Genomic DNA, 21,408 nt, shown 5'->3' on the forward strand with positions numbered 1-21,408 from the left:
CTTCGTGCTCTTCGTGGTTTTTAAATAATGCCTGCTGGCTGCCCCTGTTGCGCCGCCGCCACCGTCACTACGACGCCTTTGGACGTGGGGGTGTTGCTTTTTTCCGCGGTGCTGTCGATGGGGACCAGGAGATTGGCCTCCGGGAAGTAGGCGGCGACGCAGGCGCGCGGCATGTCGTAGGGAATCGCCAGGAAGAGGCGCGCCGTGCGCGTTTGGCCGCGGTGGTGGCTGGTGATGTCGACCGGTTGCTCCGGCTGGAGGCCCGCTGCCGCCATGTCGTCGGGGTTCATCAGGAGGATGCGGCGCTCGCCGGCGATGCCCCGGTAGCGGTCGTCCATGCCGTAGACCGTGGTGTTAAACTGGTCGTGGCTGCGGATCGTCATCAGCAGGTATTGGCCCGGCTCGAGGGGCTGCGATTCCAGGCGGTTGAGCGAGAACGGCACGTGGCCGCCGAGCTTGGAAAAGTCGCCCTCGCGCGCGTGGTTGGGCAGGTAGAATCCCCCCGGCTGAGCCGCGCGTTCGTTGTAGCGGTTGAAGCCTGGAATCGTCTTTTCGATTACGTCGCGCAGTTGGGCGTAGTCCTCGGCCCACTCGGCCCAGGGTAATTGCGTGCGCTCGCCCAGCGTGGCCTGCGCGATGCCAGCCACGATCGCGGGCTCGCTCATTAAATGCGCGGAGGCGGGCGGAAATTTCCCGCGCGAGGCGTGCACGACGCCCATGGAGTTCTCCACGGTTAAAAACTGCGGCTGCCCACGCGGCGCATCGAGCTCGGAGCGGCCGAGGCAGGGCAGGATTAGCGCCTGCTGGCCCGTTACGAGGTGCGAGCGGTTAAGCTTGGTCGAGACGTGGACCGTTAGCCGGCAGTTGCGCAGCGCCTGCGCCGTGAAGTCCGTGTCCGGCGTGGCCGAGAGGAAGTTGCCACCCAGGCCAATAAAGACCTTGCCCGGCTCGGCGTGCATGGCGCGGATCGCGTCGACGGTGTCATGCCCGTGTTTGCGCGGCGGCGCGAACCCGAAAACCTGCTCGATCCGGTCGAGGAAGCTGTCGGGCATTTTCTCGAAGATGCCCATCGTGCGGTCGCCCTGCACATTGCTGTGGCCGCGCACCGGGCACAGCCCGGCGTGGGGTTTGCCCAGAGCGCCGCGCAGCAAATGCAGGTTGACGATCTCCTGGATCGTCGCGACGGCCCGCTTGTGCTGCGTGAGCCCCATTGCCCAGCAAGTGATGATCTTTTCCGTGCTGGCCAACAGCGTGGCGACCGCCTCGATCTGCGCTCGCTCGATGCCGCTCTGCGCCTCCAGCGTGGGCCAGTCCAGTGCGGCCAGCTGCTCGCGGTAGGCGGCGAAGCCGGTGGTCGATTTTTCAATAAAGTCCGCTGCCACGGCCCCCTGCCCGACCAGTGATTTCGCCAGGGCGAGCAGCAGCGCGTGGTCGCCGGCGGGCTTGACCTGCAGGTAGTGCGAGGCGAGCGGCGTGCGCGCGCCCAGCATCCCCTTGACCTCCTGCGGGTGCGAAAATCCGAGCAGCCCGGCCTCCTTGAGCGGGTTGACGGCCACCACTTTGCCGCCGTTGCGCACGCATTGCTGCAGTGCGGAGAGCATGCGCGGGTGGTTGGTGCCGGGGTTTTGCCCGAAAATCAGGACGACGTCGGCCTCGTAGAAGTCCTCGAGCTTTACGGTGCCCTTGCCAATGCCAATCGTCGAGCCGAGCGCCACGCCGCTGGACTCGTGGCACATGTTGGAGCAGTCGGGCAGGTTGTTGGTGCCGAAGTGCCGCGCGAAAAGCTGGTAGAGGAACGCTGCTTCGTTGCTGGCGCGGCCCGAGGTGTAGAAGATGGCGTCGTCCGGCGTGGGCAGCGCATTTAGCTCGCGCCCAATCAGGTCGAAGGCCGCCTGCCACGAGATTGGCTCGTAGTGGCTGGCGCCTGCGGGCAAGTGCATGGGCTCCGTCAGCCGCCCCTGGAGCTCGTGCCAGTGGTCGGTCTGGGCGGCAAGCGCCTCGACGGAGTGCGCGCGAAAGAAGTCGGGCGTTATCCGCTTGCGGGTGGTCTCCGAGGCGATGGCCTTGGCCCCGTTTTCGCAGAACTCGGCCGATGCGCGGTGGCCGTCGGGGTCTGGCCACGCGCAGGACGGGCAGTCGAAACCGTCTTTTTGGTTTAACTTCAGCAGCGCCTTGGCCCCATGCACGAGACCGGCCTCCCGCTGAATGTGCTTGAGGGAATTGGCCACGGCTTTGACCCCTCCGGCCGTCTGGGCGGGGTCTGATTTCGTGAGGTGCTCGAGTGTTTCCGGGCAGCGTTGGTTGGAATCCGAGGGCATGGGCTAGGCAGGCGTGAGGGTGGGCAATGTAAATTTAAGGATGAAGGGAGCCAGCGAGGCGTGGAGGTTCTCACAGAGACACGGAGACACAAAGACGACTGACTTAGAAATGAAAATTGGAGTGGCTTGGTGCCTCTTTGTCTTGGTGAGAGATAATTACGGTGGTTAAGACGATGCAGGCGTGAGGCGTTGCGGGTGGGTGTAGATGTTGTAGCGCTCGGCGCTGAGGAAGCCGACCAAGGTGATGTTCGTCCGGTCCGCGAGCTCGACGGCCAGGCTGGAGGCCGCGCCCATCGCCAACACGAGCCCGATACGGGCGCGCGCGGCCTTCTGCACGATCTCGAAGCCCAAGCGGCTGCTGACTAAAAGCGCGTGGCCGGCTGGCAGATCACCTTGGAGCAGCGCTGCGCCGATGGCTTTGTCCACCGCGTTGTGGCGGCCGACGTCTTCCATCGGCGGGTGGATGTCTCCCGTCGGCGCGACGAGGGCGGCGGCGTGGTTGCCACCGGTTTGGGCGAACTGAGGGAGACGCGCATTGAACGTGGCGGGCAGCAAACGCGGGTCCACGGGGAATCTGGTAAAGTGCTCCGGCAGCGGCGTGATGTCGGCCAGCCCCAAAGCGCGCAGGTCGTTTTTTCCACACGCTCCGCAGGCGGCGTTACTCGTGTGGCGCATGGCCAGATCCGGCAGTTCGCGGAGGGAAATCGTGACGGCGTTGGGCGAATCCCAGCGGATGGCCAGCAGCTCGGCGGGCGTCTGGATCACGCCCTCGGCAAAGAGCAGCCCGGCCAGGAATGCCTCGCCGTTGCCAGGCGTCCACATGGCCACCATCCAGTCGCGGGTGGTGATTTGCGCCGGGGTGGTGAACCGGATCGCGAGGGGCTCCTCCGCAATGACGTTGTCTTCCCGCGCGGTGGTCTCGCGGCCCGTCACGCTCACGATGCGGCAGCGCCGGGTCGCTGGCACGAGGGAGTCGGAAGCAAGCGCGGGGTCAGAGTTCATGGGTTCTAATGACAACGATTAAATACCGAGCGGCGCGGAAGATCAAATCCCAAGCGCAATTGGCCGGGCACGCGGCTACATCATGTCGACGGGGTCCACGTCGAACACGTCGATAACGTCTTCGTCCATCGGAAACTCTTTGCGCAGCTTGAGGATGTCGGGGAGTATCTTGCTGACGTTGCCGAGAAAATACCAGATGTGGTAGCGGTAGGTGTCTTTCATCTTTTCCAGCGGCGCGGGGGCCGGACCCCGGATTTCGACGGGGTGCTCGAGCTTTTCCTCCAGCAAGTCGGCCCACTTCTCGGCGTAGAATACGACTTTGTCCGGGTTGCGCCCGCGGAAAAGGTGCCGCACAATATGGCGAAACGGCGGGTAATGAAACTCGCGCCGCTGCTCCAGCTCGACCTCCAGGTAGCCGTCGAAATCGCCACGCCGCGCAAACTGAATCGGCTCGTGGTGCGGCATGTAAGTCTGCACGATCACCTCGCCAGCCAGGTCACCCCGCCCCGCGCGGCCCGATACCTGCACCAGCAGCTGGAAACAACGCTCGCCGGCGCGGAAGTCCGGCACGTGCAGCGAGATGTCGGCATCGACCATGCCCACGAGCGTGACATTGGGGAAGTCCAGCCCCTTGGCGATCATTTGCGTGCCGACGAGGATGTCGATTTTGCCCGCCCGGAAGTCGCTCAAGATGTGGCGGAAGAGGTTTTTCTTCGTCATCGTGTCCGTGTCCATGCGGACGATTTTTGCGCGCGGCACGATGCGCTGCACGGCCTCTTCAATGCGCTGCGTGCCGGAGCCGCGCTTGCGAATTTCCACCGAGGAGCACTTCGGGCAGCGCGGCGGGAGGCGCTCGAAGTAGCCGCAGATGTGGCACTTAATGCGGTCGTCCGTCTTGTGGTAAGTGAGCGTGACGGCGCAATGCGGGCACTCCGGCGTGAACCCGCAGTCGGGGCATAGCACAGAATTGGAGTAGCCGCGGCGGTTGAGGAAAAGGATCGATTGCTCCTTTTTCTCAAAGCGGTCCACGAGCTTCTCGGCCAAAGTTTGCGAGATGCCCTGCATGCCGTCGGCGCGGAGCTTTTCGCGGCGCATGTCGATGATGTGGACCGTCGGCAGCGAACGGTCGTCCACGCGCTTATTGAGTCGGTTGAGCTGGTAGCGCTTTTGCTGGACGTTGTAGAGCGTCTCCAGTGAGGGCGTTGCCGAGCCAAGGATGCACGTCGCGCCAGCGAGCATCGCACGGTAGACCGCGACATCGCGGCCGTGGTAGCGCGGCGTCTCCCCCTGCTTGTAGGCGGGCTCGTGCTCCTCGTCGACCACGACCAGGCGCAGATTGCGCACCGGGGCAAAGATCGCCGAGCGCGCGCCGACCACCACCTGTGCCTCACCCTTGGCCAGCGCAAACCAGGCGTCAAAGCGCTCACCCGCCGAGAGGTGACTGTGCCAGACGACGATCTTTGCGCCGTCGCGCTCCAACCGCGAACGCAGGCGGCCAACGGTCTGCGGAGTCAGCGCGACTTCGGGCACCAGAAAAATGCAGCCCCCGCCCTGCTCCATCACCGCGCGCATGGCGTCGAGGTAGACCTCGGTCTTGCCGGAGCCAGTCACCCCGTGGAGCAAGTGCGGGCGAAACTTCTGTGTAGCCAGGCTGGCGCGAAAGTCGTCCGCCGCCGCCTGTTGCTCTTCATTGAGCGTGACCTCGTGCGCAGCCACGGTTTCCGCACCGGCCAAATCGTCTGCATAAACCACGCGCTCTTCGCGCTCGGCGAACTCACGGACCAGCCCCTTTTTGACCAGAGTCTGACAACTGGCGGCGTTGACCTTAAGCCGCTGCAACACCATTCCCTTCGGCAGCGGTTTGATCTGCTGTTGCAGGAACCGGTATAGCTCTGCCTGCTTGGGTGCGCGCTTTTCGAGCTTGGCCATTTCCTCGTCCGGCAGGAGCTGCCCGACCTCCAGCAATGAACGCATTTTGGGCGCAGTCTGCTGACGCACGGCACCGGGGATCATGGTCTCGAAGACGGTCTCCGCCGTCGCTGCGTAGTAGCGCTGCATCCATTGGCCGAGCTGGATCAACTGGCCATCAAGCACCGGTGTGGGATACAGCACTTCGAGGATAAACTTGATCTTCTTGGCGGGAACATCCTCCTGCGAGCCGAGCTGCTTGACAACGCCCAGCTCCGTGCGATTCAGCAGTGGCACCCGCACCAGCGAACCCACATGCACCTGCGACTGCATCGCCTCAGGGACCGCATAGGCAAGGCTGCGGTCAAGGCCGGTCAAGGGCAGGACTTCGATGAGCATGTGAAGGAAAAAGGAAAAAGATTAAAGGAAAAAGACCGATAAGTGATTCTGCGAATGACGAGAAAGCAATCAGCGAGCGGCAGAACACACAGCATCCGAAACGAAGGCCGCGGTAACAACTTTTTCCTTTAATCTTTTTCCTCCCAAAAAACAAAAGAGCCCGCAGCGAACTGCGGGCTCTCGAAAGCTTGGTTAGTTAACCGTATCGACTTAGTAAATCGTGGTGGATTCCTGGTCGACGATCGGCACCGTGCGGAAGTTGGTCATGGTTTCCATCGGGATGGTAACCGTGCCGCCTTGAGCACCGGTAGCGGTGATCGTGCGGGTAACTTCCTTACCCGGAGCAAGGTCAACTGCACCGAAGGTAACCGTCTGGCCGGAAACCGTGCCACCAGCGCTGACGCTGTTGATCTTCAGGTTAGCCGGGAAGGTGATGACCTGAGAGGTGACCGTGATGCCTTCATACGGGGACTGGTTGAGAGCCTTGATGGTGTAAACCGTTTGCTGGCCGATTTGGATCGGGTCAATGGAGTCAGCAATCGTAGTGTGAACACCTGGAACTGCCTTCCAAACGGTCTTGGCCGAAGCGCTGTCACTCAGACCGCGGCTGGTCTTGACGTCAGCAACGTTGGTGAGGGTGCCTGGCTTAGCCGAGGTGTAGGTGAGCTTGAAGCTCTGAGAAGCACCGGGAGCAAGGGAAGCGATCTTCCAAGTGACGAGGTCAGCATGGTCGTCGGCTTGCGGGTTGGTGCTGCCTGGGCGCCAGTAACCGTAAACGTTGCGTGTCGGGTCGTGGGTCGGCTTGATGAACACGGTCTTACCGGTGTCTACGTCGTAAACTTCACCGCTCTTTTCAACCTGACCGTGGATAACGGCACCGGCTGGGAGCTTGTCACTGACGAGGAGGTCCGTGAGGGTGGTGTTACCATCGTTGGTGACGGTGATCGTGTAGTCAGCCGGAACAAAGATGTATTGTTCAGCAGGGCCAGTCTTGGTGATGGAAACTGCGGAGCTGACAACTTCAATCGGAGCGGAAGCAGTGACTTCGTCGCCGCCAGCGAAGTTGGCGGTAGCAACGTTGGTGAACTTACCAACCTTGGTGGACTTACCGGTGACCTGGAAGGTCGCGGTGTCACCCGGCATCAGCGTGCCAGCATTCTTGGTAAGAGCGCCAGCCGGAGTAAACTCAGCAGGCATTGCATCCTTGATGGTGGTCATGTCCGCAGCGGCGTTACCGGTGTTCTTAACAGCGATATTCCAGGTAGCGGATTCACCGAGCTCAATGAGGGCCGGACCGGTCTTGGTGATGGACAGCTCAGGCTGGCCGACGAAGAGCGGAAGGCAGAGCAGTGGGTCAGCCTTGATGACGGAGCAAACGTCGAAAGTGCCGGTGGTGCTGGGCACAACCATAACCTTGATCGTTTCGGTCTTGCCGCCTTCGATTGCTTCCAGATCCCAGCTCGGCATGCCGAACTGATTCATGGATGCCTTCGGAGTGGCGTCCTTGAACTTAACGGAGCTCGGGAGGAACTCGTCAATTTCAACATTGGTGACCGGCTGCTTCGCCAGGACATCGATGTCGTACGTGTATGTCTGACCGACTGTGGAGCCGGAGCCATAGCGTTTGGTGACCTTAACCAGATGGTCTTCGTAGACCACATAGCCATCACCGGAAGTACGTTGGTAATTCGGTGCTGGTGCTGCTTTAGCAGGAGCCGCAGTCTGCGGTTGTGGCGCTGGCTTATCACCGGCTGTGGTGCCACAACCGGAAAGCAGAGCCGCAAGAGCAAGACCCGGAACCATAACGGTTTTTAGGAGGGACTTAGTGCGCTTCATAGTGTTAGTGTGAGAATTCAGTTTAGCGTAACATCGGAACATACCGATCTGTAAGTAAGCATCTTGTGTGCAATACGATGCGCGTCAACTACCAAACGCAAATTAGCATGCGAGGGCGTTCATGGATTTTTTACAGTTTACGCATTGACCTGAGGCGCTCAGTTCTCAAATTAGTCTCAATAAAAATAAGACTATGAGCGTAGAAAACACCAGTGAACTGACCTTGGACAGCCCCCGCGAAACTTTTCAGCAGTTTCTCACTAGCAAGGGTTTACGCGTGACCAATCAACGCATTGCCATCTTTGACGCCGCCTATGGCGCTGACGACCACTACACCGCGGAAGACCTGCTCGACCGCTCTCGCAAGATCGACTCCTCCGTCTCCCGCGCTACCGTTTACCGCTCCCTGCCGATCCTGGTGGAAAGCGGCATGATCCGTGAAGTGGACGTGGGTTTGGATAATAAATACTACCTTGCCAATCGCGAGACGCGCACTTTCCAGGCCCAGGTAATCGACACCGACAATGACAAGATTTACGAAGTCGATGCTCCCTTCATGGAATGGTATGGCAAAACCGTCTGCGAACGTTTGGGCATGGAGCCCGTCGCGATGCGTTTGCAGGTGACCGCGCGCAAAATTGCCAAGAGCTAGCCCGCCGCCATGGCCGAGGAAGATCATAGCTTCGAGATTGATTTCTTCGAGGGGGTTCACCGGCGTAATCCCACGGACCCGGATGTGGTGGAAATCCTTGGTAGTCTCTATTCAGACCTCGGACAGGTAGATAACAGCCTGCGCATGGATAGCTGCCTGGTGGACCTGCAGCCGACCAATGCCAACGCCCATTACAACCTCGCCTGCTCATTCGCGCTCAAGCACCGATTCGACGAAGCCCTGCAATCCCTGCGTCAAGCGGTCAAACTTGGCTACACGGACATAAAATGGCTACTCGGCGACCCGGATTTTAGTCAACTACGCGAGCACCCCGCCTTTCTGGCCATCGTCACCGACCTGAAAAACAAGGCCGATATCTAGAGCAACCTCAACGTTTTCGAAGTGGGTTAACTCTTCAAATCGCAACGAAGCTGCCCAAGAACGCGATGTTATTTTTTCCCGCGCCTGGCGGTTTTGCGGGAGACGCCCTTACCGTGCTTGTTGAGCGTGTTGTTACCCTTGTTTTGTGAGGTGTTCGGCGTGTAATAGGGATTTTTCTCGGACTTGCCGCGCAAGTCGAAGCGCACCGGGCAACCTTCCAGGCGGAAGGCTTTATGGAAGCCATTCTCCAGATAGCGCAGGTAGCTGTCGTCCAGTTTTTCCTCGCGATTGCAAAACAGACGAATCTTGAACGGACGCTGCGCGACCTGCAAACCGTAGTAAACCTTGAAGCGGCGACCTTGTACGATCTTCGGCTTCTGACGCTCCAGCAAATCGGAGAGGACCTTGTTGACCTTGGCTGTCGGCAGCTCCATGCCGAGCGTGGTATCGACCATGACGCCGCTCTTGAGAATCTCCTCAATGTTGTAGCCGGTCTTGGCCGAGGTAAACAGGATCGGTGAGTCCGGCAGGAAGAAGAGCTCTTCGCGCACGGCCTCGGCAAAGGCTTTGCGGAATTCCTTCTCGCTCTCGTAGCCTTTGATCGGGTTTTGCTTCCACTGCTCCAAGGCGAGGTCCCACTTGTTAACCACGACCACGAGCCCTACCCCGGCCTCGGCGATATCACCCGCAATCTTCTTGTCGTGCTTGGCAACGCCGGTCAGCGCATCGAGCACGAGAAAGGCGACATCGGTCCGCTCGATCGCACCCGAGCTACGCAGGTTGGAAAAGTAATCCAGGGACGAGCCCAGCTTGCGGTTCGGCTTCATCCCGGCGGTGTCGATCAGTCGGAAATGCCATTTCTCCCCCGTGCGCGCGGTGTAGTCGAGCTCGTGCTCAATCGCGTCGCGCGTGGTGCCGGCGATGTCGCTGACGATTAACCGCGGTGCCTTGAGCAGCGCATTGCCCAGCGAGGACTTGCCCACATTCGGACGGCCACAAAGGCAGATCTTGATGCGGCGTTCTTCGTCTTGCTCCACCTTCTCAGGCTTGGGGCCAAAAAACTCGCAGATCGCGTCAAAGAGGTCGCGCGAGCCCTGCCCGTGCTCAGCAGAGACGCCCATCACGTCGCGGAAGCCCAACCGGTGGAACTCGGCGTAGCTGTGCTCGCGCATGTTGTCGATCTTGTTGACCACCGTCAGCACCTGCTTGCCGGAGCGACGTAGCTTGTCGGCGATGTCGATATCGATCGGCGTCACACCTTCCGGGCCTTCCAAGACAAACAGCACGAGCTCGGCAGCCTCGATCGCGAGATCGACCTGTTCCTCGGTGGCGTCGTGAATGGCGGCGGGCGTCATCTCCGGCTTGATGCCGATGCCCCCGGTGTCGATGAGCAGGAAATTCTCGTCCACCTCGGCCATGGCGAGGTCACGCGTGACGCCGGGCATATCGTGCACGATGGCAATGCGTTTGCCGAGGATCCGGTTAAACAACCGGCTCTTGCCAACGTTAGGACGGCCGACGAGGGCCACGGTGCGGGTGGGATGCATGGAAATGTGATCGATTAATTATTCTTTAGCCGCGGATTGACGCGGATAAAACGCGGATGCCAGCAGGTGATACGGATGGAAATGAAAATACGTTAGGGTTTTTGCGAACGAACGAAACGCTTAAATTCTACCTTGGATTTTCCAAAATTGATCAGGAGACCGACTGGAATACCGGTAGCTTTGAGTTCATTCAACAGCTGAGGCTCGTCATTGGGATTATATTTTTGCGCCACTTTCAGCTCAACGACAACGGATTCATTCACGAATAAATCTGCAAAATACTCGCCAACCATTTCGCCTTTGTAGCGCACGGTAATCGGCGCTTCGGCCGCCACCTTCATACCGCGTTTTTCGAGCTCCACCAGCATTGCTCGCTGGTAGACCTTCTCCAGAAAACCATAGCCAAGCTCATTGTATACCTCGAATGAAGCTCCAATAATTTCTTTGGTAATCTCTTCAAATTCCAGCTCCACAATACTCCTTAAATAATCCGAACTCGCCTCGCTGGCATCCGCGTTTAATCCGCGTCCATCCGCGGCTAAAAACAGCGTCCTATTTCGCCGCGGCCTCCGCGGGCTGTAGCGTGCCCACGAAGCGCTCGATGGCGTCGGTGGCGCGGATGAGCTGCTCGTAACTATTGGAGAAGCTGGCGCGGAAGAAACCTTCGCCACTCGGGCCAAAGGCGGTGCCGGGGACGACGGCCACTTTCTCGGCTTTGAGCAGCTGTTGGCAGAAATCCATCGACTTCAGGCCCGTGCTTTGCAGCGAGGGAAAGGCGTAGAAGGTCGCGTTGGGCACGTGGCACTTCAGGCCGATCTCGTTGAAACGGCGGGTAATGAAGTCGCGGCGCTGTTGATACTTTTCCTTCATCATCAGCACGGATTCCTCGCCGTTTTTCAGTGCCTCAAGAGCTGCTTCCTGAGAAAGGATCGGGGCGCACATCATGGCGTATTGGTGGACCTTCATCATGGCCTCGACCAGCTCGGGCGTGGAGCAGGCGTAACCAATGCGGAAGCCCGTCATCGCGAAAGCCTTGGAGAAACCGTGGAGGAAAATCGTGCGCTCCTTCATGCCGGGAAAGGACGCAATGGAGACGTGTTCGCCGTCGTAAGTGAGTTCAGCGTAAATTTCGTCGGCCAAGACGACGATGTCCTTCTCGGCGGCAAACTTGGCGATGCGCTCCAGCTTGTCGCGACCGGTGACACCACCCGTCGGGTTCGTCGGGAAGTTGAGCAGGATAGCCTTCACGCCCGGCTCCCAGGCGGCGATCAGCTTGTCCGGGTCGATGGCAAAATCGTCCTCCGCGCTCGTGGCGACGGGGATGGCCTCAGCGTGGCAGAGCTTGATGCTCGGGCTGTAGCTGACGTAGCACGGCTCGTGGTAGATGACCTTGTCACCCGGGTTCAGGATCGCGCGCAGGGCGATGTCCAACGCTTCACTGACGCCGACGGCGACGAGGATTTCGTTGTCCGGATTGTAGCCGATCCCGAAAAAGCGCTCCACGTATTTGGAGATTTCGCGCCGCAGCGTGATGAGGCCTTTGTTGTCCGTGTAAGACGTTTTGCCCTGCTCCAGCGCGTAGATCGCCGCTTCCCGGATGTGCCATGGGGTCACAAAATCCGGTTCGCCAATCCCGAGGGAAATGGCGTCCTTCATCTGTGATACGATCGCAAAGAAATCACGGATACCGGACTTCGGCAGCCCGGCCACGTGATTGGCGACGAATCTTTGGGAGGAGGACATAATTCTCTAATGCTAAATTATAAATTCAAAATGCAAAAAGGACTGGCAGATGCTTCATCGATATGGCCAGTCCTTTAATTTTTAATTTGCTCACTTTAATCTTCTAAGGACTAACCGCTGGCTTGGCGTCGGCTTCTTCGGGGCGCGCGATCAGGTGGCCCTGCTCTTTGTAGGCGCGCAGCATGAAGTGAGTCGCCGTCGCGTTGACGCCCGCCACCGTGGCCAGCTTTTCAAAAACAAATGAGGCCACGCGCTGTAGGCTCTGGGCCTTGATCACGACCAGCAGGTCGTAGGCGCCGCTCATCAGGTAGCAGCTTTCCACGCGGTCAAATTTGCTAATGCGCTCGGCAATGCGGTCGAAGCCACCTTCGCGCTCGGGGCTGATCTTCACCTCGATCACGGCGCGCACCTGGCCTTCGTTGTCGAAGTCGGGGTTGAGCACCGGGCGCCAGCCCAGCAGGACGCCCTCATCGCGCAGCTTGTCCAGCTCGGCGTCGACTTCATCCCGCGACATGCCCAGCACCGTGCCCATTTGCGCGGTGGTTAATGGTTCGCCTTCGAGGATTAGTTTGAGTACGGGATTCATGGAAAACTGGGCACGCTAGCAGCCTGCGCGCGAATGTCCATTGCAATCTATGGGCGTTTAACCAGACATTTACCCGGCGAAGCCGCAGTTTGATTTGCCTCATCGGTCGGATTCCATAAGCTATAAGTCATGAACAAACAACTTCGCCCCTATGTCTTCTCCGCGCTGACCGGCACCCTGCTCTGTTCCATTGCCCTGGCGGACAAGCCCGCTAAAACCGGCAAGCCCGAGAATCCAGGCAACTCCGCCAACCAATCCAGCTACCAGTACGTGGAAGATGAGATCAAGCAGGCGCAGGAAAATCTCAACGCCGAAGCCGCCAAAGAGAAGGCGAATCTCCAGGACAAGCTCGTCAAAGAGATGCAGAAAAAGGACGGCTTCGACGCCCAATCCCGCGAGGTCCTTGGCAAATACGTGAGCGAAAACAAGGGCAGCTGGAAAAATCACAGCAGCCTGCCACCCGGTCTGCAAAAGAAGGTGGCCCGCGGAGGCGACCTGCCCCCCGGCTGGCAAAAGAAGCTCCAGCTCGGTCAACCGATTCCCAAAGACATCTGGGAATACTCGCGACCGCTCCCGGAGGACATCGCCAAGAAAATTCCACGCCCTGAAGGCACTGAAGACGTCATGATCGAAGACGAAATCTACCGTGTGACTAAGAAAACCCGGCAGATCATCGACATTCTCAGCAGCCCGACAACTAGCAATTAGCGGCCATTGATACCCTATAGAATTTGCCGCGAAAAAGTGGCAATTGGGCATCCTGCATTGGCGTATTTTCCCCGATATTGCAAAGGGCAGCATTCGCGCGGCAAAATACCAGTGCCAAGTCGGCAAAACTAGGCTATATAGACTAATTTTGCATTCATGCGTGCTGCATAACCCGCTATTGTTCCGTGATTTGCGCAATGGTGACAATCGGGCTACCTTACGGGCACCATGAAAAACAAAACCAACTACATTGCCATCGCGGTTAGCGCGCTTTCCATCAGCGCCGTTCCGCTCTTCGCTGAATCTTCAGAAAAAGTCACTGATGTCGCCGGAGGCTCTGCTGCCTACGAAGTAACGCAATCGGATCTCCGCGCGGATCAAGCGAAGTCCACCAATATGCAGACGCGCTCCATGGACTCCGATGCCGCAGCAAATGCCAGCGAACTTCAAGCGCAGCTGGACATGATTCGCAAGCAGCGCGGCTTCAACGCCAGCGCCCTCAAGTCCCTCAATGCATACGTGGACCAACACGATGGCTGGGGTGTCCCGAGCAACAGTGAAGCCGCCAAAGATTTGCCCAAAGGATGGGACGAGGATTTAACCCTTGGCGCGGTGTTGCCAGCTGATGCCTATCACGCCGCCCACAAGCTGCCGAAAGACGTAGCCACCAAAATCCCAACCCCGCCTGGCACGGAAGACATCCTAATCGAAGAAAAGCTGTTCCGCATTGATTCCAAGAGCCGCGTGATCATCGACATGTTCACGCCATCAGCCAACATCAGCTAAGCGCAGGCCCTAAACCGCTTCGCCCACCCGCTCGCACGCACCTTCAAAGTAGCGCTGGAAGTCGAGGTGGTCGAGGCGGAGGTTGGCGCAGATCTGCATGATCTCGTCCGTCTCGCGCTCGGCCAATTCTCCGTCGCAGATGGCGACCTCGAACAGCAACTCCAGGAAACGTCGGCGCTCGCGCAAAGTCGTTTCTTCAAAGAGCCAGCGGCTCACGCGCAGCGAATCAATTTCGCAAATCGAATCCGACAGGGAAACGATCATAACAAACTCGGCTTGCTCGCGCTTGAGGTGCCATTGCTCGATCAGGAAGTCTATCGAGATGGAGAGTTCACGCTCGTCAATCACGTCATCTGAGTGAATGACGCGAGCCAGGAGAATACCGGCCAGACACAGACGTCGCAGCTCGCGCGGTGAACGCTTTTCCAAGCCGATTCCGCCCACCAGCCAATCGTCAACGCGCCCGGAAATCACGTCATCCACCGGAGCCAGTTCACGTTCCGTATTATTGGCGGCGCGCTCACGTCGCTGCATGGGCTCTTCAAGTAGCTGCAGAAGCAGCGTCACGGAATCCGCCGGGAAAGCACCGACCTTGTCCACAAATTCGCGAATCAGCCTTCGTTCGCTTTCGACGATAATCCCGTCGGCCTGGACCATTCGCTCCAGCGCATAAAGGGCTGAGCGCTTCACCTTGTCGGTATCAACCAGGGACACCAGATCGTTGACATACCGCGTGCGCCAGCTGGCGCTGATCGGCTGATCAAGCAGCTTTTGAATCTTCCGCCAATCCGGCAAAGCCAACCCGGGCAATTGGTAAAGCAAATCCATCAAACAATCACGTTCCTCGGGCGTAACCTTGTTATCAGCCCAAGCGGCGACAGCGACGACTTTCGCCAACGCCAGCGATAATGACGATTCGTGCATTCGCAGGTATTGGTATGTGGTGGGGGGAAAGGAAACAGCGTTGTGCTGCGTAATTGAGATTACTCAGGGATGGGTAAATTAAAAGCAAAAAACGCCAACTACACAATGAACCTTAGCTGCGCTGGCACCTTTAGCCCATGTTTCCATCAGATCGCCTTCTAAGGCTTAGTGGCGCTGGTTTTGACGACACTTTTTCCGGCTCAACCGCGGCAACTGGCTGAGGCTCAACCGCTGGAAATGTCAGCCGGAAACAGGTCCCTATTTTCTCGCCGGGCAGGCATTCCACCGTGCCGCTCATGGCTTCGGTAATGCGCTTTACAATGGATAGTCCCAGACCAGTCGAGCTCTCCCCTCCAGTCGGTCGAGCGCTCAGTTTCGCAAAACGTTGGAAGAGCTTTTTCCGATCCTCATCCGTAAAGCCGGGCCCATCGTCGATGACCTCCAAGATCGACGCCTGCCCCTCTTGCCGGCTGACGATCCTTACCGTTGAGGCCTTGGGTGAATACTTCACGGCGTTGGAAATTAAATTGTCGAGTACCTGCCCCAATGCGCGCTCATCAATCACGGCCTGATTCAACGCGGAGGCGATCTTCACCTGGATGACGGTGCCCTTCTCAGTGGCCTTGAGGCGGGCGCGCTCCGCACATTCCTCCGCCACCGAGCCCAGCTCGTAAACATCCATGCTCAGCGGGTAGTTGCCCTGCTCGATCGCGTTAAGATTCAGGAGGTCGTCGAGAATGCCGGCCATGCGCTTGCTGGAACGCAGAATGGTGTCGATCTGCTTCAGCGCATCGCCGGGGATGTCATCGCGCATGGTCAGCATTTGCGCATAGGCGTCGACCAGCCCCAGCGGATTGCGCAAGTCATGTGCAACGATGCCGAGAAAATTGTCCTTCTCCTCATTCGCGTGCTTAAGCTTCGAATTGGCGACGGCCAGGTTGCCCATCGCGCGTTCTTTGGCGGCGACCGCGCGACCACGGGTCAGCTCAAAAGTCAGGGCAATGGCGAACAGGAAAGGCCCCAGCCCGAGGAAGCCCAACCCAGCGACCAGCGTGTGCCACTCCGCCGCATAGCGATACGGGAATTTCATGCCCAGCATTTCCAGGGCGAAGAAGATCGTGAGGATTGAAACCGAGATGAACGCCCACGCCCACGCTGCACGGGAGCTGATCATCATGAGCCCGCACAACGGAGCCGCTGCCAGCCAAGCCGCCGCATGCGCCGTGACCCCGCCTTCGCCGTACATCATCGCGGTAAAACCAAAGACAAGCACCCCCGTTAACCAGTTGCCCGTAAAAGAGATAGATACCCCGGCACGCATCATGGGGATCGCCGCGCCAATGGCCAGCGAGCTCACGAGAATCGTCCACACGGCATACCAGAAATCGATCGCCATGTAGAAGAAGACATAGCTCCCGCCAAAGATGAAACCCAGCAGCGCGAAGCCGCACTGAATGCGATGCAGGCGACGCTTCTCCGTCGTCTCGTCCTGATCACTCTTAGCCAATACGTCCAACAGATGACGCCATATCTCGGCCGTCTTCAACGTGGTTGGTGCGATTTGTTCTTCTCCCTGATTCAATCCTGCCCTGTGACTAAAGTCTTAATGCGTTTAGTGACGAAAAACCCCTCTAATAAGAGTGACAATTCCCAAACGGCAAGTTCTGCCGCAGATTAAGAGTAATCACATCTTTAATTCACACCAGACCCAAGACTCAACTGACCAAATCCCTTGGATTGCCGCGGATTTTCAAGCGCGGCTTTGCAATATGGACCGATTTCAGCTCGCCGTCCTTGCGGATTTCGTAATCCACCGGCTTAGGCGAATAGCCCCCGGCGAGCAGCTTTCTAAAGCGATACACCCGCTTGGCGCGCTTGAGCTGCGAGCGCGAAAAAGTGACGCTGTCCATGGCGTTTTCCGAGGATGTTTTGCCCTCGGTGCTGCTCAGGTTTTCGCCATGCCAGGCGAAGATGCCGATCGGCTCGCGGACCACGCCCAGCCGCACGCCCAGCTCCATCTGTCGGCGAAACCAAAGGTGGTCGGCAATCAGACGATAGCTGCTGTCGTAGCCATGGCGCTCCCACAGCGCTTTGCGATAAATGAATGAGCAAGTCTGCACCGGCATGTGCCAGGAGGCATCAATCAACCTGGGCGTGATTACCTGCTTAAAGAGCTGCAAAAACTGCCCCTTGCCGTCGACCATCACCGTGGGCCCGAGCACGGCGTCCAGTCCGTCCGCCTCGATCAAATCCAACGCGGCCAGCACGCCTTTGCGGTTCAGTTGCTCATCGGTGTTCAGGTGGATGATGACCTCGCCCGTCGCGCGGCTCGCGGCCTTGTTGAGCGCGTCATACATACCCTTGTCTGGCTCGGATTTCCAGTTCACGCCGGGCTGCCCAGCCAGGAAGTCCAGCGTGCCATCGTTGCTGCCACCATCGGCGATCACGTGCTCGAAATCACGCCCCGCCAGCGCATGCTGCACCGACGCCACGCAATCCGGCAAGAATCGCATTCCGTTAAAGCTGGGGGTGATGACACTGACCTTCACGCCCCATTTCTTCGCCCATAAATCCGCCACATGCAACTGGAGATTTCGCCATCGTCGATGTGATATATCTCCCCATGGCAAAATCCTGGTTGCGCGCACTGAGCAAGGCGCTGTTTCGAATCGTAATCGTCGTGGGCCTTTTTCTCGCCGCCACCTGGTATGTAATCGCGCAGCCGGTGTGGACACATCAACCCGCTGCCACCCTGACCGCCGACCCCGTCAAGCTACGTCAACACGTCGAAAAGCTCGCGGTGGATTTTCACCCGCGCAACTTTACCGAAGTGGAAAACCTCAACGCCTGCGCCGACTACATTGCCGCGCAGTTTAAGGCCGCCAGTGGACAAGTCCGTGAGCAGACCTTCACCGTTCAGGGCAATGACTACCGCAATGTCAGCGCGTTCTTCGGGCCAGCTAATGGTCCGCTCTGGATCGTCGGCGCGCACTACGACACCTGCGAGGACACCCCGGGTGCCGACGACAATGCCAGCGGCGTCGCCGGCCTCCTGGAGCTGGCCCGCCTACTCGGCGAAAACCCGCCCAGCGTGCCTATTGAGCTCGTGGCCTACCCGCTGGAAGAGCCGCCCTTTTTCTCCTCGCAGAGCATGGGCAGCGCACATCACGCCAACGCGCTCGACCTTGCGACCGAGCCGGTCTTGGGCGTCATCGTCCTGGAAATGATCGGCTACTACTCCGACGCGCCGGGCTCCCAGGAGCATCCGTCGAAGCTGCTGGAGTTTGTTTACCCAAGCACAGGCAACTTCCTCGCCGTGGTGGGCAACTGGGAGCAGCGCGGCTTTGTCAAACAAGTCAAAGGGCACCTGCAAGGCGTCACCGATCTGCCCATCGAGTCCATCGCCGCGCCGCCCGTGGTGCCCGGCATCGATTTCTCCGACCACCGCAACTACTGGCCGCTGGGCGTGAACGCCGTCATGGTCACCGATACCGCCTTTTACCGAAACAAAAATTACCACCGCGCCACCGACACCCCGGACACGCTCGACTACGAACGCATGGCCATGGCCGTAACCGCGGTTAACTCGGCACTGGGTAGCATGGCATCAAAAAAGTAGGACCATAATACCCCATTAAAATAATTAAATATACAGTATATTGATTAGATTGACATTTAGGCGCTTCAAGCCATGCTTGCTTCATGCGTTTCACTACTACTGCATCATTGCTGGCCATCAGCGCATCACTTTTGATTCAATCCGCCCAAGGTGCTGTCACTTGGCGCTTTTCAGGCACCATCGCCACGGTGGATCCAGCCCTGGGCACCGAGGTCGTGCCTGGTGATGCGTGGCAGATTGATGTCACCTTTGACGATAGCGCAGGCCCGATTGGTAACTTTGGCAGCAGCGCATTTTACGGAATTCAACAATCAACCCTCACCTACTTTGCCACCGGCGGTGATCTGGTAGCGACATCGACGCTCAACGACCTGAACCACTCCATTAGCGTTCAGAACGACAGCGGTGGCCGCGACTTTTTTACGGTAGATTTCTCACATGGGGGCGGCACACCCGGTCTGGTTCCATTCAGCCTAAATGGCGAAGAGATCTTTGATTTTAATCTCAGCCTCTCCGACTTCACCCAAACCGCTTTTAACAGCACCGCTCTGCCGACGTCGATTGACCTGAATGACTTCAGCTTGCGCCAAGGCCGATCCCAATTTGGCGACAGCGGCTTTGACGTCACCTACAATGTCTCCGACTTCACCATCGTGCCCGAGCCACAGACTTTCGCAATTCCCGCCCTGATTGCAGCGGGTGTCTTCTACATTCGTCGCCGCAAACAGTAAGTCGTTGGACCTTCCGCCGGCTCTTAGATCTGGAAGTCGACGCGGTTGCTGACCTCGTGCAGGCCGCATTCGCGCTTCATGCCGTTGAAGCGGGTTTCTTCGGCCGTCATGCCTTCGCCGAGCTTACTCGTGCTGTGGACATCGCCCACCGACACGTAGCCTTCGTCCCAGAGCGGGTGGTAGGGCAAGTTGTTCTGCGTCAAATACATGTAGATGTCGCGATCAGTCCAGTCGATGATTGGGTGGACTTTAAACATCTTGTTCTGGCGCTCCAGCGGGCGCAGATGCTGGCGCGTCGAGGACTGCTGGCGTCGCAGACCGCTCATCCAGCCCAGCGCGTTGTGCTCGATCAAGGCGCGGTTCATCGGCTCCACCTTGTTCTCTAAATTATAGGCCTCCAGCGACTCGACATCCTTCTCCCAGCGTTTGCCGAAAAGGGCCTCCTGCCAGGCAGCGGTGCGCAGCGGACTATACACTTTGAGGTTCAGATTCAGGTCGTCCGCCAGATGCTGGGCAAAGCGATACGTCTCCGGAAAGAGATAACCAGTGTCGACGAAGATCACCGGTAGGCCGGGGGCCACCGTGTTCGCCAAATGCAGCAAGGCCGCCGACTGGACGCCAAAGCTCGTGCTCATCACCAAGCGCTCACCAAAGGTTTCGAGCGCCCACTTGATACGGGCATGCGCGGAGTCGTTTTCCAAGCGCTGGTTAATCGCTTGCAAGTCTTCGAGTTCCTCTAACATGCTGGTTTTGTCGTCCATTAGATCTTTTCCTTACTAAATTAGGTCAGTTACTAAAGAAAACGAATCAGCGAAAGTCAATCGCCGACTCCATTTTATGACGGAAAATACCACACGCCCGGACCTGATCTCGCTCGACTCCCCGAGCGGGCGCGCCATCCACGCCATCGCCAGCGACGTCGCCGCCGCGGGTGGGCGTGCCGTCATCGTCGGCGGAGCGGTGCGCGACGCCCTGCTGGGCATCACCCCGAAGGACATGGATGTCGAGGTATTCGGCCTGCCCGCGGACAAACTTGAGCCGCTGCTCAAGGCCCGCCACCGCATCGACCAGGTGGGGCGCTCCTTTGGCGTGTTCATCGTTAAGGGGTTGGACATCGACGTGGCCCTGCCCCGCCGCGAACGCAAATCCGGCCAGGGGCACAAGGCGTTCGCCATTGAGGGCGACCCGGAAATGACCTTTGCCGAGGCCGCCGCGCGCCGCGATTTCACGCTCAACGCGATCTCGTGGGACCCCTTAAATGGCGCGCTAATCGACCCCGCCGGCGGCGAGCAGGATTTACAAAACGGCCTGCTGCGACACGTCTCGCATCAGTTTGCGGAGGACCCGCTGCGCGTGCTGCGCGCCATGCAGTTTCTCGCGCGGTTTGAGCTGCGCATCGCCCCCGAAACGCTCGAACTCTGCCGCACGATTGAGGCCGAAGATTTGCCCAAGGAGCGGCTCTTCGAGGAGTGGTCGAAGCTGATCCGCAAAGGCCGCCAGCCCTCGCTCGGGCTGAACTTTTTGCGCGACTGCGGTTGGCTCCGCTATTACCCGGAGCTCGTCGCGCTGACCGACTGCCCGCAGGACCCTAAGTGGCACCCTGAGGGCAACGTCTGGGTCCACACCCTGCATTGCCTGGACGCCTTTGCCCGCGAAAAGATCGACGACGACTGGGAAGACCTCGTGGTCGGCTTGGCCGTGCTCCTGCATGACATCGGTAAGCCAGTGACGACCTACACTGACGACAACGGGCGCATCCGCTCGCCCGCGCACGACGTCGAGGGCCTACCGCTAGCCGAGATATTTCTCCGCCGTCTGACCAACCACCGCGAGCTGATCGAGCAGGTGCTGCCGCTGATCGAGACCCACATGCGCCCGGCCGATTTCTATAAGAACAAGGCCTCCAGCGCCGCGATCCGCCGCCTGGCTGGCCGCGTGGGTCGCATCGACCGCCTGCTCCGCGTTGCCGCAGCCGACATGGCGGGCCGCCCGCCCCTGCCCGCGGATTTCCCCGCCGGCGAATGGCTCCGCCAAAAAGCTGAGGAGCTCGCCGTCCGCGACAGCGCGCCCAAGCCAATTATCCTGGGCCGCCACCTGATCGACCTCGGGCTCAAGCCCGGCGTGCAGTTCAAGCCTATCCTCCAAGCTTGCTTTGAGGCGCAATTGGATGGCGAGTTTGACGATTTGGACGGCGGCGTTTCATTAGCAAAGCGGCTAATCGCACAATCCAGCGCGCCCGCAGGCGACCATTCCGAAAAGTGACTTTTG

At 59.0% G+C, this 21,408-nt stretch carries 19 protein-coding genes; 7 read left to right on the forward strand and 12 right to left on the reverse strand.

The genetic code is table 11. The annotated features are described in order from the left end of the window. Positions 1–20 precede the first annotated feature (20 nt). From O3S85_RS10975 to O3S85_RS10990, 4 genes are all read right to left on the reverse strand, one after another. Entirely contained in the window at positions 21–2,318 is a 2,298-nt protein-coding gene (locus tag O3S85_RS10975; RefSeq protein ID WP_269540350.1) for an FdhF/YdeP family oxidoreductase, read from the reverse strand. A gap of 165 nt (positions 2,319–2,483) precedes the next feature. Then, the gene (locus O3S85_RS10980) at positions 2,484–3,320 is read right to left on the reverse strand and encodes a formate dehydrogenase accessory sulfurtransferase FdhD (protein WP_269540351.1); all 837 of its coding nucleotides are present in this window, start codon (positions 3,318–3,320) and stop codon (positions 2,484–2,486) included. A gap of 75 nt (positions 3,321–3,395) precedes the next feature. Beyond that, positions 3,396–5,627 (reverse strand): replication restart helicase PriA, encoded by a 2,232-nt coding sequence (gene priA, locus O3S85_RS10985; RefSeq protein WP_269540352.1) that lies wholly within the window; start codon positions 5,625–5,627, stop codon positions 3,396–3,398. A gap of 210 nt (positions 5,628–5,837) precedes the next feature. Beyond that, positions 5,838–7,463 (reverse strand): DUF7507 domain-containing protein, encoded by a 1,626-nt coding sequence (locus O3S85_RS10990; protein ID WP_269540353.1) that lies wholly within the window; start codon positions 7,461–7,463, stop codon positions 5,838–5,840. A gap of 193 nt (positions 7,464–7,656) precedes the next feature. On the opposite strand from O3S85_RS10990, the gene O3S85_RS10995 reads away from it, so the two are divergent. Beyond that, positions 7,657–8,115, forward strand: a complete 459-nt coding sequence (locus O3S85_RS10995; protein WP_269540355.1) for a Fur family transcriptional regulator — start codon at positions 7,657–7,659, stop codon at positions 8,113–8,115. A gap of 9 nt (positions 8,116–8,124) precedes the next feature. Further along, positions 8,125–8,496, forward strand: coding sequence for a TPR end-of-group domain-containing protein (locus tag O3S85_RS11000; protein ID WP_269540356.1), 372 nt, complete (start codon positions 8,125–8,127; stop codon positions 8,494–8,496). A gap of 68 nt (positions 8,497–8,564) precedes the next feature. Here the strand turns inward: O3S85_RS11000 and der are convergent, their stop codons facing one another. The 4 genes from der to O3S85_RS11020 form a co-directional block, all read right to left on the reverse strand. Beyond that, positions 8,565–10,043, reverse strand: a complete 1,479-nt coding sequence (der, locus tag O3S85_RS11005) for a ribosome biogenesis GTPase Der (RefSeq protein ID WP_269540357.1) — start codon at positions 10,041–10,043, stop codon at positions 8,565–8,567. Between the two features lie 92 nt (positions 10,044–10,135). After that, positions 10,136–10,516 (reverse strand): GxxExxY protein, encoded by a 381-nt coding sequence (locus tag O3S85_RS11010; RefSeq protein WP_269540358.1) that lies wholly within the window; start codon positions 10,514–10,516, stop codon positions 10,136–10,138. Between the two features lie 79 nt (positions 10,517–10,595). Further along, on the reverse strand, positions 10,596–11,786 hold the full coding sequence (locus O3S85_RS11015; RefSeq protein ID WP_269540359.1) for an aminotransferase class I/II-fold pyridoxal phosphate-dependent enzyme: 1,191 nt from the start codon (positions 11,784–11,786) through the stop codon (positions 10,596–10,598). 103 nt (positions 11,787–11,889) lie between these two features. Beyond that, on the reverse strand, positions 11,890–12,372 hold the full coding sequence (locus tag O3S85_RS11020) for an Lrp/AsnC family transcriptional regulator (RefSeq protein ID WP_269540360.1): 483 nt from the start codon (positions 12,370–12,372) through the stop codon (positions 11,890–11,892). Positions 12,373–12,501: 129 nt separating this feature from the next. Between O3S85_RS11020 and O3S85_RS11025 the strand changes: the two genes are divergently transcribed. Together O3S85_RS11025 and O3S85_RS11030 are read left to right on the forward strand one after the other, a co-directional pair. After that, positions 12,502–13,080: a hypothetical protein gene (locus tag O3S85_RS11025; protein WP_269540361.1), complete on the forward strand. Its 579-nt coding sequence runs from the start codon at positions 12,502–12,504 to the stop codon at positions 13,078–13,080. Positions 13,081–13,308: 228 nt separating this feature from the next. Next, on the forward strand, positions 13,309–13,866 hold the full coding sequence (locus tag O3S85_RS11030; RefSeq protein ID WP_269540362.1) for a hypothetical protein: 558 nt from the start codon (positions 13,309–13,311) through the stop codon (positions 13,864–13,866). 9 nt (positions 13,867–13,875) lie between these two features. Here the strand turns inward: O3S85_RS11030 and O3S85_RS11035 are convergent, their stop codons facing one another. The 3 genes from O3S85_RS11035 to O3S85_RS11045 all read right to left on the reverse strand — a co-directional run bounded on the left by O3S85_RS11035 (position 13,876) and on the right by O3S85_RS11045 (position 17,369). Further along, the gene (locus O3S85_RS11035) at positions 13,876–14,790 is read right to left on the reverse strand and encodes a TerB family tellurite resistance protein (RefSeq protein ID WP_269540363.1); all 915 of its coding nucleotides are present in this window, start codon (positions 14,788–14,790) and stop codon (positions 13,876–13,878) included. 130 nt (positions 14,791–14,920) lie between these two features. Further along, a complete protein-coding gene (locus tag O3S85_RS11040) occupies positions 14,921–16,297 on the reverse strand; it encodes a sensor histidine kinase (protein ID WP_269540364.1) in 1,377 nt (458 codons plus the stop codon). A 208-nt stretch (positions 16,298–16,505) separates the two neighbouring features. Next, positions 16,506–17,369: a glycosyltransferase gene (locus O3S85_RS11045; protein ID WP_269540365.1), complete on the reverse strand. Its 864-nt coding sequence runs from the start codon at positions 17,367–17,369 to the stop codon at positions 16,506–16,508. A 44-nt stretch (positions 17,370–17,413) separates the two neighbouring features. On the opposite strand from O3S85_RS11045, the gene O3S85_RS11050 reads away from it, so the two are divergent. Both O3S85_RS11050 and O3S85_RS11055 read left to right on the forward strand, forming a co-directional pair. Then, a complete protein-coding gene (locus O3S85_RS11050) occupies positions 17,414–18,409 on the forward strand; it encodes a M28 family peptidase (protein ID WP_269540367.1) in 996 nt (331 codons plus the stop codon). Positions 18,410–18,492: 83 nt separating this feature from the next. Further along, the gene (locus O3S85_RS11055) at positions 18,493–19,140 is read left to right on the forward strand and encodes a hypothetical protein (RefSeq protein ID WP_269540368.1); all 648 of its coding nucleotides are present in this window, start codon (positions 18,493–18,495) and stop codon (positions 19,138–19,140) included. A 23-nt stretch (positions 19,141–19,163) separates the two neighbouring features. On the opposite strand, the gene O3S85_RS11060 is transcribed toward O3S85_RS11055, so the two are convergent. Next, positions 19,164–19,901: a phosphoadenylyl-sulfate reductase gene (locus O3S85_RS11060; RefSeq protein WP_269540369.1), complete on the reverse strand. Its 738-nt coding sequence runs from the start codon at positions 19,899–19,901 to the stop codon at positions 19,164–19,166. A gap of 76 nt (positions 19,902–19,977) precedes the next feature. Here O3S85_RS11060 and O3S85_RS11065 point away from each other — a divergent pair, with 76 nt between their 5' ends. Then, positions 19,978–21,402: a CCA tRNA nucleotidyltransferase gene (locus tag O3S85_RS11065; protein WP_269540370.1), complete on the forward strand. Its 1,425-nt coding sequence runs from the start codon at positions 19,978–19,980 to the stop codon at positions 21,400–21,402. Positions 21,403–21,408: the final 6 nt, after the last annotated feature.

Origin of the sequence: Cerasicoccus sp. TK19100 (genome assembly GCF_027257155.1) — a bacterium.
GTDB classification, from domain to species: domain Bacteria; phylum Verrucomicrobiota; class Verrucomicrobiia; order Opitutales; family Cerasicoccaceae; genus Cerasicoccus; species Cerasicoccus fimbriatus.

Excerpts from the sequence above, each read along its gene's own strand:
- O3S85_RS11055 (WP_269540368.1), top strand. The coding sequence starts at position 18,493 with ATGCGTTTCACTACTACTGCATCATTGCTGGCCATCAGCGCATCACTT.
- O3S85_RS11060 (WP_269540369.1), bottom strand. The coding sequence starts at position 19,901 with ATGGACGACAAAACCAGCATGTTAGAGGAACTCGAAGACTTGCAAGCG.
- O3S85_RS10980 (WP_269540351.1), bottom strand. The coding sequence starts at position 3,320 with ATGAACTCTGACCCCGCGCTTGCTTCCGACTCCCTCGTGCCAGCGACC.
- O3S85_RS10975 (WP_269540350.1), bottom strand. The coding sequence starts at position 2,318 with ATGCCCTCGGATTCCAACCAACGCTGCCCGGAAACACTCGAGCACCTC.
- O3S85_RS11035 (WP_269540363.1), bottom strand. The coding sequence starts at position 14,790 with ATGCACGAATCGTCATTATCGCTGGCGTTGGCGAAAGTCGTCGCTGTC.
- O3S85_RS11015 (WP_269540359.1), bottom strand. The coding sequence starts at position 11,786 with ATGTCCTCCTCCCAAAGATTCGTCGCCAATCACGTGGCCGGGCTGCCG.
- O3S85_RS10990 (WP_269540353.1), bottom strand. The coding sequence starts at position 7,463 with ATGAAGCGCACTAAGTCCCTCCTAAAAACCGTTATGGTTCCGGGTCTT.
- priA (WP_269540352.1), bottom strand. The coding sequence starts at position 5,627 with ATGCTCATCGAAGTCCTGCCCTTGACCGGCCTTGACCGCAGCCTTGCC.
- der (WP_269540357.1), bottom strand. The coding sequence starts at position 10,043 with ATGCATCCCACCCGCACCGTGGCCCTCGTCGGCCGTCCTAACGTTGGC.
- O3S85_RS11050 (WP_269540367.1), top strand. The coding sequence starts at position 17,414 with ATGGCAAAATCCTGGTTGCGCGCACTGAGCAAGGCGCTGTTTCGAATC.
- O3S85_RS11065 (WP_269540370.1), top strand. The coding sequence starts at position 19,978 with ATGACGGAAAATACCACACGCCCGGACCTGATCTCGCTCGACTCCCCG.
- O3S85_RS11020 (WP_269540360.1), bottom strand. The coding sequence starts at position 12,372 with ATGAATCCCGTACTCAAACTAATCCTCGAAGGCGAACCATTAACCACC.
- O3S85_RS11025 (WP_269540361.1), top strand. The coding sequence starts at position 12,502 with ATGAACAAACAACTTCGCCCCTATGTCTTCTCCGCGCTGACCGGCACC.
- O3S85_RS10995 (WP_269540355.1), top strand. The coding sequence starts at position 7,657 with ATGAGCGTAGAAAACACCAGTGAACTGACCTTGGACAGCCCCCGCGAA.
- O3S85_RS11000 (WP_269540356.1), top strand. The coding sequence starts at position 8,125 with ATGGCCGAGGAAGATCATAGCTTCGAGATTGATTTCTTCGAGGGGGTT.
- O3S85_RS11030 (WP_269540362.1), top strand. The coding sequence starts at position 13,309 with ATGAAAAACAAAACCAACTACATTGCCATCGCGGTTAGCGCGCTTTCC.